This window comes from Komagataeibacter sp. NFXK3 (genome assembly GCF_054182245.1).
In genome coordinates this window covers 1-15,444 of sequence record NZ_JAPIVJ010000005.1, presented here as the reverse complement: position 1 = coordinate 15,444, position 15,444 = coordinate 1, and the positions used below count along the sequence as shown (strand labels likewise).

Annotated in this window: 18 protein-coding genes and 1 tRNA gene; 11 read left to right on the top strand and 8 right to left on the bottom strand. The window is 65.5% G+C overall.

Annotation, left to right across the window (positions count from 1 at the left end; translation table 11 throughout):
- Positions 1-51: 51 nt before the first annotated feature.
- The 3 genes from ygfZ to OQZ28_RS06860 are packed head-to-tail and all read left to right on the top strand — an operon-like array spanning position 52 to position 1,567.
- Positions 52-882, top strand: a complete 831-nt coding sequence (ygfZ, locus tag OQZ28_RS06870) for a CAF17-like 4Fe-4S cluster assembly/insertion protein YgfZ (RefSeq protein WP_458135595.1) — start codon at positions 52-54, stop codon at positions 880-882.
- Positions 883-927: 45 nt separating this feature from the next.
- Positions 928-1,344: a phosphoribosyl-AMP cyclohydrolase gene (hisI, locus tag OQZ28_RS06865; protein ID WP_458135594.1), complete on the top strand. Its 417-nt coding sequence runs from the start codon at positions 928-930 to the stop codon at positions 1,342-1,344.
- 7 nt (positions 1,345-1,351) lie between these two features.
- Entirely contained in the window at positions 1,352-1,567 is a 216-nt protein-coding gene (locus OQZ28_RS06860) for a hypothetical protein (RefSeq protein WP_458135593.1), read from the top strand.
- Here the strand turns inward: OQZ28_RS06860 and lpxB are convergent.
- From lpxB to rpmI, 6 genes are all read right to left on the bottom strand, one after another.
- Positions 1,506-2,735: a lipid-A-disaccharide synthase gene (gene lpxB / locus OQZ28_RS06855; RefSeq protein WP_458135592.1), complete on the bottom strand. Its 1,230-nt coding sequence runs from the start codon at positions 2,733-2,735 to the stop codon at positions 1,506-1,508. The two genes, OQZ28_RS06860 and lpxB, sit on opposite strands and share 62 nt — an antisense overlap.
- A 148-nt stretch (positions 2,736-2,883) precedes the next feature.
- The gene (pstS, locus tag OQZ28_RS06850; protein ID WP_458135591.1) at positions 2,884-3,906 is read right to left on the bottom strand and encodes a phosphate ABC transporter substrate-binding protein PstS; all 1,023 of its coding nucleotides are present in this window, start codon (positions 3,904-3,906) and stop codon (positions 2,884-2,886) included.
- Positions 3,887-6,349, bottom strand: coding sequence for a phenylalanine--tRNA ligase subunit beta (gene pheT, locus OQZ28_RS06845; protein WP_458135590.1), 2,463 nt, complete (start codon positions 6,347-6,349; stop codon positions 3,887-3,889). Before pheT ends, pstS begins: the two co-directional genes overlap by 20 nt.
- A gap of 3 nt (positions 6,350-6,352) precedes the next feature.
- Positions 6,353-7,423, bottom strand: a complete 1,071-nt coding sequence (gene pheS / locus OQZ28_RS06840; RefSeq protein ID WP_458135589.1) for a phenylalanine--tRNA ligase subunit alpha — start codon at positions 7,421-7,423, stop codon at positions 6,353-6,355.
- Positions 7,424-7,608: 185 nt separating this feature from the next.
- Entirely contained in the window at positions 7,609-7,965 is a 357-nt protein-coding gene (rplT, locus tag OQZ28_RS06835) for a 50S ribosomal protein L20 (RefSeq protein ID WP_014104634.1), read from the bottom strand.
- A 14-nt stretch (positions 7,966-7,979) separates the two neighbouring features.
- Positions 7,980-8,183, bottom strand: a complete 204-nt coding sequence (gene rpmI / locus OQZ28_RS06830) for a 50S ribosomal protein L35 (protein WP_007400447.1) — start codon at positions 8,181-8,183, stop codon at positions 7,980-7,982.
- Between the two features lie 218 nt (positions 8,184-8,401).
- On the opposite strand from rpmI, the gene OQZ28_RS06825 reads away from it, so the two are divergent.
- Together OQZ28_RS06825 and OQZ28_RS06820 are read left to right on the top strand one after the other, a co-directional pair.
- Positions 8,402-9,130: an SDR family NAD(P)-dependent oxidoreductase gene (locus OQZ28_RS06825; RefSeq protein WP_458135588.1), complete on the top strand. Its 729-nt coding sequence runs from the start codon at positions 8,402-8,404 to the stop codon at positions 9,128-9,130.
- A 203-nt stretch (positions 9,131-9,333) separates the two neighbouring features.
- Positions 9,334-10,440: an AbrB family transcriptional regulator gene (locus OQZ28_RS06820; protein WP_458135587.1), complete on the top strand. Its 1,107-nt coding sequence runs from the start codon at positions 9,334-9,336 to the stop codon at positions 10,438-10,440.
- A gap of 71 nt (positions 10,441-10,511) precedes the next feature.
- Here the strand turns inward: OQZ28_RS06820 and OQZ28_RS06815 are convergent.
- Positions 10,512-10,585: transfer RNA gene (locus OQZ28_RS06815), tRNA-Gln, on the bottom strand.
- A gap of 168 nt (positions 10,586-10,753) precedes the next feature.
- Here OQZ28_RS06815 and OQZ28_RS06810 point away from each other — a divergent pair.
- Together OQZ28_RS06810 and OQZ28_RS06805 are read left to right on the top strand one after the other, a co-directional pair.
- Positions 10,754-11,884, top strand: a complete 1,131-nt coding sequence (locus OQZ28_RS06810) for a Ppx/GppA phosphatase family protein (RefSeq protein WP_458135586.1) — start codon at positions 10,754-10,756, stop codon at positions 11,882-11,884.
- Between the two features lie 12 nt (positions 11,885-11,896).
- Complete coding sequence (locus OQZ28_RS06805) at positions 11,897-12,667, top strand: RlmE family RNA methyltransferase (RefSeq protein WP_458135585.1); 771 nt, start codon at positions 11,897-11,899, stop codon at positions 12,665-12,667.
- Between the two features lie 23 nt (positions 12,668-12,690).
- On the opposite strand, the gene OQZ28_RS06800 is transcribed toward OQZ28_RS06805, so the two are convergent.
- The gene (locus tag OQZ28_RS06800) at positions 12,691-13,599 is read right to left on the bottom strand and encodes an ROK family protein (protein ID WP_130731022.1); all 909 of its coding nucleotides are present in this window, start codon (positions 13,597-13,599) and stop codon (positions 12,691-12,693) included.
- A gap of 123 nt (positions 13,600-13,722) precedes the next feature.
- Here OQZ28_RS06800 and OQZ28_RS06795 point away from each other — a divergent pair, with 123 nt between their 5' ends.
- From OQZ28_RS06795 to OQZ28_RS06780, 4 genes are all read left to right on the top strand, one after another.
- A complete protein-coding gene (locus tag OQZ28_RS06795) occupies positions 13,723-13,989 on the top strand; it encodes a sulfurtransferase TusA family protein (protein ID WP_130731023.1) in 267 nt (88 codons plus the stop codon).
- A gap of 100 nt (positions 13,990-14,089) precedes the next feature.
- A complete protein-coding gene (locus OQZ28_RS06790) occupies positions 14,090-14,320 on the top strand; it encodes an exodeoxyribonuclease VII small subunit (RefSeq protein WP_061271667.1) in 231 nt (76 codons plus the stop codon).
- Between the two features lie 56 nt (positions 14,321-14,376).
- Entirely contained in the window at positions 14,377-15,264 is an 888-nt protein-coding gene (locus tag OQZ28_RS06785) for a polyprenyl synthetase family protein (protein ID WP_458135584.1), read from the top strand.
- Between the two features lie 5 nt (positions 15,265-15,269).
- On the top strand, positions 15,270-15,444 hold a 175-nt coding region (locus tag OQZ28_RS06780), incomplete at its 3' end, for a 1-deoxy-D-xylulose-5-phosphate synthase N-terminal domain-containing protein (RefSeq protein WP_458135751.1).

The window sequence follows — 15,444 nt, the reverse complement described above, 5'->3', positions numbered from 1 at the left end:
CAACCTCTCTTTGCCCTTGCCTGCGGGCACGGGCGTGGTCAGATTGCACCCATGGCCAGAATTGCTCACCTTCCCGCCCGCAGCGTGCTCAGCGTATCAGGTGCTGACCGCGTCTCCTTCCTGCAGGGGCTTGTCTCCAACGACATGACCACGGTTGTCCCCGGCCGGGCGGCCTGGACCGCGTTCCTGTCGGCACAGGGTAAATGGCTGGCGGATTTCTTTGTTTTTGCCGATCTCGAGGGCGAGCGCCTGCTGCTTGACTGCGATGCCAGCCAGGCCGACATGCTGCGCCAGCGCCTGTCGCGCTACCGCCTGCGCGCGCAGGTCGAACTCGGCGAGACCGGCTACGCCGTGCATGCGGCCTGGGGCGAAGGCTTCACCGCGCCCGAAGGCTATCCCGCAGCCCCCGACCCGCGTGTGGCCGGGGCGGGCTGGCGCTTCCTGCTGGGTCACCCCACGCCCCACCCTACGACGGATGAAGTGGAGTACGACCGTCATCGCCTGGCGCTAGGCCTGCCCGATGGGCCGCGTGACTGTGAAAGCGATAAAACCCTGCTGCTCGAAGCCAATTTCGACCAGCTCAATGGCATTTCATGGACCAAGGGCTGCTACATGGGCCAGGAACTGACCGCGCGCACGCGCTACCGGGGGCTGGTGCGCCGCCATCTCGTGCCCGTATCGTCCCGCCACGACCTGCCCGTGCCGGGCACGCCCGTCATGGCTGGGGAAAAGACGGTGGGCGAGATGCGCTCCTCACGCGATGGCACGGGACTGGCCATGATCCGCAGCGAGCATCTGCACGACACCGATCTTGTGGCGGCAGGCCATGCAGTGCAGGTGCATCTGCCGCAGTGGTTCAGCCTGCCCGCCAAACCGCAATAAGGCGGCCCGCCCGCCCCCGTTTTTCACGTTCCAAGGTCAAGATCCATGTCTTACACACCGCCTGCGCCGGCCACGCGCGCCGCCATGCTCGAGCGCGTCAAATTCAATGCCGATGGCCTGATAACCGCCATCGCCCAGCAACATGACAGCGGCGAGGTACTGATGCTGGCGTGGATGAATGCCGAGGCGCTGGACGAGACCCTGCGCACGGGCCGCGTGTGCTACTTCTCGCGCAGCCGCAACGGTTTATGGCGCAAGGGCGAGACATCGGGCCAGGTGCAGACCCTGGTGGATGCCCGGCTGGATTGCGACCGCGATGCGGTGCTGCTGCTGGTCGACCAGAAAGGCGTTGCCTGCCACACCGGGCGGCGCAGCTGCTTCTATAACGCGCTGCGCCCCGAAGGGATCGTGGAGATCACGCAGCCGGAGGTCGCGGCTGAAACACTTTATGGCAAGGGCTGAACGGATCATGCAGGAAAACGACGAAGAAAAACGCGAACAGATCACCAAGCTGGTCTGGATCGGCATTACCGTGGTGGGCACGGTCCTCATGGGCTTTTTCATGCTGCGCAACGAAATGCATGCCCTGATCTCGGAAAACGAACCCGCCGCCCCGCCTGCTGCTACTGCCCCTGCAACACCGGGCCAGGCCGCGCCGCCTGCCCCGCCCCCAGCAGGTCAATAATCTCGCGGGCCGCCGCATGGGCCGGGTTTTCGCCCGGGCCATGCAGGGCCGCGCGGATATGGGCAAACCCGGTGCGTTGCAGGTCGCGGCTGGCGGCGTCTGCCAGCAGGCGCTCGACGGTGGCGGCCAGCAGTTCGGGCGTGCAGCGCTCCTGCAGCAGTTCGGGCACCAGCCGGTGGCCCGCCAGCAGGTTGACCATGGCCACGTACGGCACGCGGATCAGCCGCCGCGCAATGGCTGCCGTCAGCGGATTGACGCGGTAGGTCACGGCCATGGGCACGTTGGCCATGGCCAGCTCCAGCGTGGAGGTGCCTGATTTGGTCAGCGCCGCGGAGGCCGCGGCAAACGCATCATGCTTGTCATACACATCGGTCACGATCAGGGGCCGCACTGGCCACCGGGCCACACCCGCGCGCACGATATCGGCAATAACGGGCGAGACCGGCACCACGGCCACGATATCTGGCCTGTTACGCTGCACGAGGGCCAGCATGCGACCAAAGACCGGCAGCAGGCGCGGCGCCTCCGAGCGGCGGCTGCCGGGCATGAGCACGAGAATGGGCGCCTCTGGCGCAATTTTGTAACGCGCCCTGAAGGCCGCAGCCGACCCCTCATCCGCCCCCGACTGCACCACCGGATGACCAACAAAACGCGCCTCGATGCCGTGGCGTGCGAAGAATTCCGGCTCGAAGGGCAGCAGGCACAGCATGCGCTCCCACAGGCCGGGAAATTCGCGCACCCTGTGCTCGCGCCACGCCCAGACCTGCGGGGCCACGTAATGCAGGCGGGGAATGGAGAGCGGCGCGATCCGGCGCAGCAGGCGCAGGGTAAAGCCGGGGCTGTCGATGGTAATGACCAGTGCGGGTCTGCGCGCGGTAATATCCGCCACGGCCTGATCGAGCCTGCGCGAGAGGTGGCGGATGCGCGGCAGCACCTCGAGCAGGCCCATCACCGCAAGGTCACGCAGCGGGAAAAGCGATTGCAGCCCCTGTGCGTGCATGCGCTCCCCCCCGATGCCCGCAAAATGCAGGTCAGGCCGCAACTGGCGCAGCGCGATCATGAGGCGGCTGCCCAGCACGTCGCCACTGGCTTCCCCCGCCATGATCCATATGGTCGGGCCGGAGGGGGAAACGCCCACAGGCGCAGGGGGAATGGAAGGCTTGGTCATGCCAGACCGGCTTATCGTGTCGGGACAAAAGGCGCAAATGGCAGTGGCGAAAATATCTGCCGCCCCATGCGTGATCCCTGCCCTGTTTCAGGTCTGAAGCTTTTTGAAAAAAGCTTCACCAAAAACTTCTTTACAATTTTCTGGCCGCTTACCGGGTCTTAAGCAGGCTCGTTATGCTGGCGCGGATATCATCGGGCAGAGGCACGTAATTCAGCGTCACCGCTGCCTCGCTGCCATGCGCCATGCTCCAGGTAAAGAATTCCCGCACTGCCCGGCCCTGTGGCGTATCAGCGCGGTCGGTCGGGACCAGCACATAGGTCGCGGCCATGATGGGCCATGCCCCAGTGCCATCGCCATCAAGCACATCGGCAGAATGACTGGCATCGGTTGACCAGTGGGCGGTGGTCACGGCCTGGCGGAAACTTGCATCATCCGCCGCCACCACATCACCATGATGATTGCGCAGCCGGGCCATGGGCATGTGATTGCCTGCCGCATAGGCGTATTCAAGGTAGCCGATGCTGCCTTCGGTATTGCGCACGGCGGCGGCGATGCCGTCATTGCCACGCGCGCCCTCGCCCACCGGCCATTCGATCGAGGTGCCACTGCCCTGCTCATGCGCCCAGTGCTCCGAGACGCGGGCAAGGTAGGACGTGAACACGAAGGTCGTGCCCGACCCGTCCGCCCGGCGCACCGGGGCCACGGGCATGGCGGGCAGGGTCAGGCCGGGGTTTTCCGCCGCGATGCGCGGGTCGTTCCACATGCTGATTTCGCCCCCATAGATATCGGCCAGCAGGGGGCCGGTCAGGCGCAGCTGGCTGACATCCACGCCGGGCAGGTTCACCACCGGCACGATGGCACCCAGCACGGTGGGGAACTGGACCAGCCCGTTCTGCTGAAGCTGGGCTGCGGTCATGGGCGCGTCAGAGGCCCCGAAATCCACCGTGCGGGCCTTGACCTGGTTCTGCCCTGCCCCCGAGCCGATGGTCTGGTAATTGAGGCGGATATCGGTGGCCTTTGCCGCCCCGGCCCCCCACGCGCCATAGATCGGCGCGCCAAAGCTGGAGCCTGCGCCCGTTATGTCGGTGGCAAGGGCGGGCGTGCTGGCCACGGCCAGCATTGCTGCCAGCCCCAGCCCCCAGCCGCGCCTCTCAGCCCCGCAGGACAGCATTGCAGCTTTTATGCGCGGCGGCCACCACCCGGTCACACACAGCCTCGATCTCCGCATCGGTCAGGGTTCCGTCCATCGGCTGCAGGGTTATCTCGATGCCAAGCGACTTGTGGCCCGCAGGCACCTTGTCGCCCTCATACACATCAAACAGGCTTACGGCCACGATCAGGTTGCGTTCCGCGCCCTTTACGGCCCTGAGCAGTTTTTCCGCCGGCACATCCGCATCCACCACAAACGCAAAATCACGCTTGAGCGGCTGGAAGGCCGAGAGCGCGGGCGGCCCCTTGCGCCTGCGCTTGGGCTCGGGCACCGCATCGGGGTACAGCGTGAACGCGCATACCGGCACGTCAATGCCGCGCGCGGCCAGCAGGGCGGGATGCAACTGCCCGAAATGACCCAGCACCAGCTTCGGCCCCTGCCGGATCACGCCCGAGCGGCCCGGATGGTAGTAAGCGGGGGCATCGGCGCTCAGGCTCAGCCCTTCCATCGCGGCACCCATCACCGCGAGGGCTGCCAGTGTATCGGCCTTGACCTGCCACAGGTCGACCGGCCGGGCTGGCTGGCCGGGCTGGCGGGCCGAATGGCCACTGCGGATACCGGCTGCGACCTGCTTCTGGCCATCGGCATCAAAGCCGGGGCCAACCTCGAACAGGCCGATATCAGGATAACCCCGTGCCGCGTTGGCCTTGATCGCGGCCAGCAGGTTGACCAGCGGGGTCGGGCGCATCTGGTCGAGGTCAGCGGCAATGGGGTTGAGCAGGTGCAGATCAGCGGGCGTTTCACCAAACTGGGCGGCCTGTTCCTGCGCCACGAAGGAGAAGCCGACCGTCTCGAGCAATCCGCGCGCGGCAAGCGTGCGGCGCAGGCTGGCAATACGGGCCTGCCGCGGGGTCAGGGCTGGCAGCGGCACGGCGCTATGCACCGGCAGCGACACGGCGGGCACGCTATCGAGCCCGCGCAGGCGCAGCACCTCCTCGATCAGGTCCACTTCGGGGTTGATCGCCACAGCCCCTTCCGCCGCGGCCCTGGCGCGGGCCTCGGGCAGGCCGGGCTGCTGGTCGAGCAGCATGGGCGTTGCAATGTCATTACGCCACGAGGGCACGTCCACCACCACGTGCCGCGCATCGCATTCGCGCACTTCGAAACCCAGCCCCTCAAGCAGGTGCACGGCGTGATCCGGCTTTTCCACCAGGCCGCCAAGGGTTTCAAGACGGGCGAATTCCAGATGCGCCTGCCGCTGCCATGTGGGCTCCGCCCCGGCGGAGACCACATTATCGGCCACGCCGCCGCACAGATCGATGATCATGCGCGTCGCGGCCTCAAGGGCTGCGGGCGGCAGGGCCTGGTCCACGCCACGCTCAAAGCGCTGGCGGGCATCGGAGTGCAGGTTGTGCCGCCGCCCGGACAGCGCAATGGCCACGGGGTCGAACAGCGCGCATTCCACGAACACGGTGGTCGTCTCCGCGCTCACGCCACTCTCCGCCCCGCCCATGATGCCGGCCAGCGACAGCACGCCGCTGCTGTCGGCAATCACGCAGTCATCAGGCGTCATGACATGTTCGCTGCCATCAAGCGCCGTAAAGGTCTCGCCCGCGCCCCGGCAGATGGTCAGTTCACCGCCACGGATCCTGTCCGCATCGAACACATGCAGCGGGCGGCCGAGGTCATGGGTGAAGAAATTGGTGATATCGACCAGCGCCGAGATCGGGCGCAGGCCGATCGATTCCAGCCTGCGGCGCAGCCATGCCGGGCTGGGGCCGTTTTTCACGCCTCGGATGGTGCGCCCGAGCACCCACGGGCAGGCCTCGGGGTAGGTGATGCGCCAGTTGATGGTGCTCTCGCCCTGCCCCTCCACGGTCTCGACCAGCCAGGGCTTCAGCTTGCCAAGGCCCGCTGCCGCCAGATCGCGCGCCACGCCACGCACGGCCAGCGCATCGCCCCGGTTGGGGGTGATGGCGATATCGATCACGGGATCATCAAGTTTGGCAAAGAGCGGGTAGGACTGGCCCGGCGCCGTGCCATCGGGCAGTTCGGCAATGCCGTCATGGTCCTCGCCAAGGCCCAGTTCACGCAGCGAGCACAGCATGCCGCCACTGGCCTCGCCACGCAGCTTGCCTGCCTTGATGGTGATGCCGGAAGCAGGAATATGCGTGCCCGGCGGCGCAAAGATCACATGCAGCCCCGCCCGCGCATTGGGCGCGCCGCACACGACCTGCACGCGCTCGAAGCCTTCGCCCGCATCGACCTGGCACACGCGCAGGCGATCGGCATTGGGGTGCTGCACGGCCTCGATGATGCGGGCGGTGCGGAAGGACGCCAGCGCGGCACCCGGGTCTTCCACACCTTCCACCTCAAGGCCGATGGTGTTCAGGGTGGCGGTGATCTCTTCCAGCGTCGCGGTGGTCTCAAGGTGTTCGCGCAGCCAGGACAGGGAGAACTTCATCGATCACAGACCTTCGTGCAGCAGGGCGGGAGACAGGGGGCTGCTGCCGTAGTGGCGCAGCCAGCGGACATCGCTTTCATAGAACGAGCGCAGATCGGGAATGCCATGGCGCAGCATGGTCAGCCGCTCGATGCCCATGCCAAAGGCAAAGCCCTGCCACTCACGCGCATCCAGCCCGCAATTGGCCAGCACGCGGGGGTGGACCATGCCGGCACCCAGCACTTCCAGCCAGTCATCACCCGCGCCGATCTGGCCGGTCCTGCGCGACCAGCCGATGTCGATTTCCATCGACGGCTCGGTGAACGGAAAGTAGGAGGCACGAAAGCGCACCGGCAGGTCCGGCATCTGGAAGAACGCACGCAGGAAGTCCGACAGGCAGCCCTTGAGGTGGCCGAGCGTAATTCCCTTCTCGATCACCAGCCCCTCGCACTGGTGGAACATGGGCGAATGCGTGGCATCATGGTCGGCGCGGTAGGTGCGGCCGGGGGCGATGATGCGGATGGGCGGCTCCTGGCCCAGCATGGTGCGGATCTGCACGCCCGATGTCTGGGTGCGCAGCACGCGCTCGGGCTGGCCCTCGGCCTCGGGCGGCAGGTAGAACGTGTCCTGATCGGTCCGGGCGGGGTGATGGGCGGGCGTGTTCAGCGCCGAGAAATTGTGCCAGTCGCTCTCGATATCCGGGCCTTCGGCAACCTGGAAACCCATGGCGCCGAAAATGGCGGCCATTTCCTCGATGGTGCGGGTGATGGGGTGCAGCAGGCCGCAGGCTTCTGGCGCGCCGGGCAGCGTTACGTCCACGCGCTCGGCGGCGAGGCGGGCGTTGAGGGCTGCTGCCTCGAGTTCCTGGCCACGCGCCTCGATCAGGCGGGTCAGGTCATCACGCAGGCGGTTGAGTGCCGCGCCACGTGCGCGGCGCTCATCCGGCGTCATGCGCCCGAGTTCCTTGAGCAGCGCGGTCAGCCTGCCCGACTTGCCCAACGTGCCCACGCGCACGGCATCCCACGCGCGCTGGTCGGTCGCGGCAGCGAGTGCCTGAACTGTCTGTTCCCTCAGGGTTTCGAGATCGTCACTCATAGCACCTCGCACAGGCTCTCAATCGGGCGGGCTGGCAAGGGCAGCAGTCTGGCCACCAGACCCGGCGCGTGTTTGCGCCCGCACCCGCCATGGCGGCAGGGCGCGGGCATCGTATAAAACAAAACGGGCCGCCCCTGCGGACGACCCGTTTCGTGGACCTGTCGCCACGCGGGCGGGAACAGGGATCAGGCCAGAGCGGCCTGCGCCTTCTTCACGATCTCGGCAAAGGTTGCCGCGTCGTCATAGGCGATGGCGGCGAGGACCTTGCGGTCGATCTCGATGCCAGCCTTGTCCAGGCCGTTGATGAAGCGGCTGTAGGTCAGGCCATGCTCGCGCACCGCAGCGTTGATACGCTGGATCCACAGGGCGCGGAACTCACGCTTCTTGTTGCGGCGATCGCGGTAGGCGTACTGGAGCGACTTTTCCAGACGTTCCAGCGCGATGCGGTAATTAGTGGAGGAACGACCCCGGAAGCCCTTGGAAGCTGCCAGAACCTTCTTGTGACGGGCGAGCGTCGTTACGCCGCGTTTCACACGTGCCATATCTCAGGTGCTCCTTATGCCAGGCCGTAGGGAGCCCACTGCTTTACAGTGCGGCCATCCATTTCAGTCAGCACCTGCGAACCACGGTTCGTGCGCTTCATCTTCTGCGAGCGGTTGATCAGGCCGTGGCGCTTGTTGCCGGGCCCAGCCAGCACCTTGCCGGTGGCGGTGATCTTGAACCGCTTCTTGACCGAAGACTTGGTCTTCATCTTGGGCATTTGCTTCTCCTTAAGGTTAAAGGCTGCGCCCTGCCCTGTTACAGGCAGCAACGCCATTGCGGCCGGGCATGCCCTACAGGCCCGGACGCGCGAACACGCAGGCTATAGACAACCTGGCATTCCCGATCAACCCCCTTGATGGCCCGCGCCGTGCTTTCCCCTGCCCGCCCCATGCTGTAGGAGGAAAAAGCACCATTAATAACCGGGAGGAAAACAAAATGACCCAACGCGTAGCCTACGTAACCGGCGGCAGCCGCGGCATTGGCGCGGGCATTGCCAAGGCGCTGGCAAAAGACGGGTATGACATTGCCATCTCCTACGCCCGCAACGAGAAGGCCGCCGAGGAAACCGTGGCCGAAATCCGCGCCCTGGGCCGCCGCGCCATGGCCATCTGCTGTGATGGCGAAGGCAATGGCAACCGTGCCGCGATCCAGCAGGTGGTGCGCGACCTGGGCCGCATCGATGCGCTGGTGTGCAATGCGGGCGTCTACCCCCATGGCGACGTGAGCGAGATGACCGACGCGCAGGTCGATGCCGTGCTGGGCCTGAACGTGCGCGCCGTGATGATCGAGGCCATCGAGGCCTCGCGCCACATGAGCAAGGGTGGCCGCATCATCCTGATCGGCTCGGCCTTTGCCGATCGCTCCCCCTTCCCCGGCATTTCGCTCTATTCGGCCTCCAAGGCAGCGCTGAACGGGTTTGCCCGGGGGGCTGCGCGTGACCTCGGCCCGCGCGGCATCACCATCAACGTGGTACAGCCCGGCCCGATCGATACCGACATGAACCCAGCCACCGGGCCCGCGGCCGACCTGCTGCGCAGCTTCATGTGCCACAAGGAATACGGGCAGGTGAGCGATATCGCCACCGTGGTCTCGTTCCTTGCCAGCCCGCAGGCCAGCTTCATCACCGGCTCGGCACTGACGACAGATGGGGGCATCACGGCCTGAACAACCCCTGAAGGCCCGGGCGGCACGACCATGCCGCCCGGCCCCGACACGGATCACGCGTGACGACGCCCCGAAACTCCCGTCAACCCACAAAGCCATTCCTTGGGGAATGACCAGCCATTCGCGGCAGCAGCACCGCGAAACCGTATCCGGGCAGGATGAAACGTGGCATTGATGCCGCCTGCGTCCGATCGAGAAATTCCATGCCAGACATAACGCCCACCCCTGCCCGGCAGACTTCCGCCACGCGCCTTTCATTCCGGAATGGCAACATGGGCATGAAGTGGTGCTGCCTGCTTGCCCTGTCAGTTGCCCTTACCGTGCCGCTGCATGCGCTGCACCTGCCTGCCGCCATCCTGATCGGGCCGATGTTCGCCGCCGTCGTGCTGGCGGTCAATGAGGCCCACCTCCCCATTCCCGGCCCCGCCTTTTTGCTGGCGCAGGGCATTGTGGGGTGCATGATCGCACGCAGCCTGAAGGTCAGTATTTTTTACAAGGTCATGGGCGAGGGACCGTTTTTCCTGGGTGGGGTCCTGTGCGTGATCGTTCTGTGCACCCTGATCGGCTTCTGCCTGGCACGGTGGAAGATCCTGCCCGGCAGCACGGCCCTGTGGGGCGCCTCGCCGGGTGCCGCCACGGTCATGACGCTGATGTCGCAGGGCTATGGCGCGGATATGCGGCTTGTTGCCTTCATGCAGTATTTCCGCGCCGCCGCCGTGGCCATAGCAGCAACCACCATGGCACGCAGCACAACCCCGGTCATGGCTGACGGGGCGGCAAGCGTGTTCTGGGCAATGCCCGCATCCTGGCCCGCCTTTGGCGCGACGATCGGCATCATCGTGGCCGGCGTGTACCTGGCCCATATGTTACGGCTTTCAGCCGGTGCGCTCATGGTGCCGCTTATTTTTGCAACGGGGCTACAGGATACGGGCCTGCTCTCGATCGAGCTGCCACCATGGTTTCTCGCTACCGGTTACGCGGTGCTGGGCTGGGGCATCGGCCTGCGGTTTACACGCGCCACGCTGCATTATGCCGCCCGCGCGTTTCCTTACATACTGATCGCCATTACATTGATGATTGCAGGCTGCGGGGCAATGGCGCTCGTCCTGGCCCATTTCAAGCATGTCTCGCTGCTCACCGCCTATCTGGCCACCAGCCCGGGGGGCGAGGATACCGTGGCCATTATCGCGGCCACCACGCCAGGCGTTGACATGCCTTTCGTCATGGCCATGCAGACCGTGCGCTTCGTGCTCGTGCTGTTTACCGGCCCGCTATTCGCCCGCACACTCAGCCGGTGGGTGGAACGGTAGCCGGAAGCACAAAAAAAACAGCCTTGTCGAACGACAGGCTGCAAACCACAATCAATTTTTAAGGGAAAATTTGGCTGGGGGACCTGGATTCGAACCAGGGCTGACCGGGTCAGAGCCGGTAGTTCTACCGCTAAACTATCCCCCAGCAAGGAGAGAGCGGCGCGATGCGCTGCGGTGATCAGGCATATACCGGCCTGCTTCAGGGCGTGCAACCCCCTGCTGCGCATTTTTATAAACTTTTCTCTTTTGTCTTGCGTTTTGCGCAGAACACTCAACACAATAGGTAATACCTTGGCCGTCAAACGGGTTTGGGATGAACATGGTCCAGCAGCCGCACAGTGCACAGATACGCCCGCTGGCAGGGATTGCGCCCCACCCGGCCGCCCCGCACCGCCGCTTCATGCGCGCGCCGCTTTATGCCGCCATCGACCTTGGCACCCATAACTGCCGCCTGCTCATTGCGCGCGCGGGCGAACACGGCCTGCGCGTGATCGACAGTTTCAGCCGTGCCGTGCGCCTTGGCGAAGGGCTGCACCATTCCGGCCAGCTGGCCGATGCCGCCATGGAGCGCACGCTCGCCGCCCTGCAAGCCTGCGTGGCGCGCATGGGATTGTACGACCTGCATGGCCACCGCGCCATTGCCACCGAGGCATGCAGGCGGGCGGCCAATGGCATGGAGTTCATCGGCCGCGTGCTGCGCGAGACCGGGCTCGACATATCCGTCATTTCCGCGCGGGAGGAGGCCGAGCTTGCCCTTGCGGCCTGCACCTCGCTGCTGCAGGGCGGGCGGGCGGGCACCAGCCGCGGGCTACTGTTCGATATTGGTGGTGGCTCGACCGAGATCGCCTGGGCGCGCATCGACCGCGAGGCCGGGCGGCATGACCTTTCGGGCTATGTCAGCCTGCCGGTGGGCATTATGACCCTGGCCGAGCGCCACGGCGCCGATATCTTTACCGATCGGGGCTATCACGGCGTCGTATCCGAAATCAGCGACGTGCTGCGCGGCTTTGACGACGTGCACTGCATCGCGCGTGAAATCGCGCGCCAGAATGTCATGCTGCTGGGCACCAGCGGCACCGTGACCACGCTGGCCAGCCTTGCCCTGGGCCAGGACCGTTACGACCGGGCCAGCATTGATGGCTCCGCCCTGTCCGTGCCCCGTGCCCTGAGCATGATCGACACCCTGCGCGCGGGCGGGCTCGAGGGGCTGGTGCGCAACCCCATCATCGGGGCGGAGCGCGCGCGCTACATCCTGCCGGGCTGCGCCATATTCGAGGCCATCGTCACCACATGGCCCATGCCGGACGTGACCGTGGCCGACCGGGGATTGCGCGACGGCCTGCTTTTACGCATGATTGGCGACCGCAGGCGACAGGCGGCCCCAGCCACCGCGCCGCCTTCCTTTTCCCTGTACAATCGTTTGGAGCACCAGGTCAGCCCCTGACCGCGTCCCGTCATGAAGCAGCGTTCCACCACCCGCATTCCGGGCAAGGCCCGTACCAGCAGTCTCACTCCCGGCGGTGACAGCGCCAGCGACGGGCAGGCTGCCCAGTCCAACCGCACCAAGACCGTAACCGTAAAGAAGGCCCGCGGGCGCACCACCGCGCAGCACCGCTGGCTGCAGCGCCAGCTCAACGACCCCTACGTGCAGGCCGCCCAGAAGCAGGGCTGGCGCTCGCGTGCGGCCTTCAAGCTGATCGAACTCGATGACCGTTTTCACCTGATCACGCCCGGCACGCGCATTGTCGATCTTGGCGCGGCACCGGGCGGCTGGACACAGGTCGCGGTCAAGCGGGGGGCTGCCGAGGTGGTGGGCGTGGACCTGCTGCCGGTTGACCCGGTGCCAGGTGCGACCATCATCGAAGGGGATTTCAACGACCCCGACATGCCCGGCCGCCTGACGGAACTGCTCGGCGGGCGGGCCAACGTGGTCATGTCCGACATGGCGCCCAACACCACGGGCCATGCGCCGACCGATCACCTGCGCATCATCGGCCTTGCCGAACTGGCACTGGATTTTGCAACGCGCATCCTTGCCCCCGGCGGCGCGTTCGTGGCCAAAGTGTTCCAGGGCGGGTCGGAAAAGCAGATGCTGGCTGAACTCAAGCGCCTGTTTACCCAGGTCCGCCACGCCAAGCCGCCCGCAAGCCGCAAGGAATCCAGCGAACTTTACGTGGTGGCCACGGGCTTCCGTGCCCCGGATGTGGAGGCCGAGGGGGAAGGCTAAAACAGCCTGCCCCCGCCGGGGCTTCATGCCGTGTGGTGATCATCCCACAGCCATGCGGCACCGCGCACGCCCGAACTGTCGCCATGCTTGTTGCGCACGATCGGCGTGGTGCAGTTGGGAGTGATGACATAGCGCCGCATGAGGCGGGGCACACGGTCATAGATCGAATCAAGGTTCGACACGCCCCCACCAAGCACGATGATGTCGGGGTCCATGAAGTTGATGGCCATGGCGCAGGCGCGGGCCATGCGGTCCATGTAGCGGTCGAGCGCGCCGATGGCGGTCAGGTCGCCTGCCTCGGCCTCCTGCTCGATATGGGCGGCGCTGCGATGGCCGGGGCCTTTCCAGTCCTGTGCAAGCGCCGAGCCGCTGAGAAAGCGCTCCATGCAGCCTTCATTGCCGCAGAAGCATTTGGGCATGGGAAATTCCTCGATGCGCGGCCACGGCAGCGGCACATGCCCCCATTCGCCCGCAATGTGGTTATGGCCGATCAGCAGCTTCTGGTCGACCACGATGCCCGCCCCCATGCCGGTGCCGATGATCACGCCAAACACGTTGCGATACCCTGCCCCCGCGCCATCGATCGCCTCTGACAGCGCAAAGCAGTTCGCATCATTCTCGATGCGCACCTCGCGCCCGAGCGCTGCCGTCATGTCAACGATCAGGGGCTGGTTGTTGAGCCACGTGGCGTTGGCATTCTTGATCACGCCCGTATCGGGGCTGATGGAACCGGGAATGCCGATTCCAACCGTGCCGGTGCCCCCGAGTTCATGATCAACACCCCGGATAAGGTCGCACATGGCCTCGATGGCCGCAGGATAGTTGCCAGGATTGGCAATGCGGCGACGCAGCAGCTCTGCGCCATCCATGCCGAGGGCGGTTATTTCGATCTTGGTACCACCAAAATCAATTCCAATACGATAGTCGGCCATCCGGAGTCTTTCTTTCATCATGTTTTATCAGTGGCGCATTTGCTTTTATGATCGTACCTGCACGCAACATCAAACCCTGATGCAAGGGCATAGCTGCCAACCACCAAGGAGGCATGGCCACCCATGAGTGAAATCCTGCTAGACGCGCGCGGCCTGACCTGCCCGCTGCCCGTGCTCAAGGCCAACCGCATGCTGCGCGGGCTGCCCCCGGGCGCGCGGCTGCGCGTGATCGCGACTGACCGGGCCTCGGTTGCGGATTTCCAGGCTTTCTGCCGCGAAACGGGCCATGCCCTCATCGCTTTTGGCGAGGAAGGCGGCACGCTCTCCTTCGTCATCCGCCGCAGGCCCGACACAACACCCACTACCCCCGCGTCACCGGCCCCGGCCTAGACTCCAAAATGCCGTAAAACACGTTGTCCCCTTGGCAGGAGGGCCTACAAGGATGTAATGCCTCCGCCAGCCCCGTTATTTCAGGAAGTGCCGCGCCCACATGACCGATGACCTGACCAACCTTTCCTTCGAGGAGGCTCTGGCCGAACTTGAAGCCATCGTGCGCCAGCTTGAGGTCGGCCAGCTGCGGCTGGAAGACGCGATTACCGCCTATGAGCGTGGCGCCGCCCTGCGACAGTACTGTCAGAAGAAACTGGACGAGGCCGAGGCCCGCGTTCAGGCGATTGTCCAGCGTGCCGATGGCGCGCTGGAAGCGAAACCAATGGATTGATGCACCAGATGAGCCAAACAACAGCACCCTCGTCCCAAACAGACGGAACGGATCGCATGGTCCGTCTGCGTGCATCCATGTCCGCGCGCGCCACTGCCATCGAGGCGATGATCGACCGCCTGCTCCCGCGCGTGGAAGGCGGCGAGGCCCGCCTGATCGATGCCATGCGCTATGCCACCCTTGGCGGCGGCAAGCGCCTGCGTGGCTACCTGGTGGCCGAAGTGGCCAGCCTGTTCAAGGCCAGCCCTGAGGCGGCCGACCGTGTCGCAGCCTCGGTCGAGATGCTGCATGCCTACTCGCTCGTGCATGACGACCTGCCCGCCATGGATGATGACGACCTGCGCCGGGGCCAGCCCTCCACTCACCGCAAGTTTGACGAGGCCACCGCCATCCTCGCCGGTGACGCGCTGCAGACCATGTCGTTCGACATCCTGGCCAATCCGCTCACGCATGCCTCAGCCGAAGTACGCATCAACCTCGTGCGCGCGCTGGCCGATGCCTCGGGCGCGGCTGGCATGGTGGGTGGCCAGATGATCGACATGGAAGGCGAAGGCCGCGCGCTGTCGCTTGAGGAAGTCGCCCGCCTGCATGCGCTCAAGACCGGCTGCCTGATCCGCTATTCCGCCGAGGCCGGGGCCATCCTTGGCCAGGCCAGCGATGACGTGCGCAAGCGCATCTCGGCCTATGGCCGTGACCTTGGCGCCGCCTTCCAGATTGCCGATGACGTGCTCGACGCCACCGCCAGCGCCGAGGAACTCGGCAAGACCGCAGGCAAGGACGAGGCGGCGGGCAAGTCCACCTATGTCGCCCTGCTGGGCGTGGAAGGCGCCGCGCGCGAGGCGCGGCGCGTAGCCGAGCAGGCCGAATCCCATATCGACATCTTCGGGCCAGAGGCGGATCGCCTGCGTGACCTGGTGCATTACGTGGTCGAGCGCAGGAACTGATCGACATGAGCGAGAGCAACACGTCCTCCACCATCCCCACCCTTGGGCGCTATGCCCAGCTTGACCGGGTGCAGTGGCCGCACGACATGCGCAACCTCTCGGTCGAGCAGCTCAAGCAGCTTGCGGAGGAACTGCGGTCGGAGACGATCGATACCGTGTCCACCACCGGTGGCCATCTTG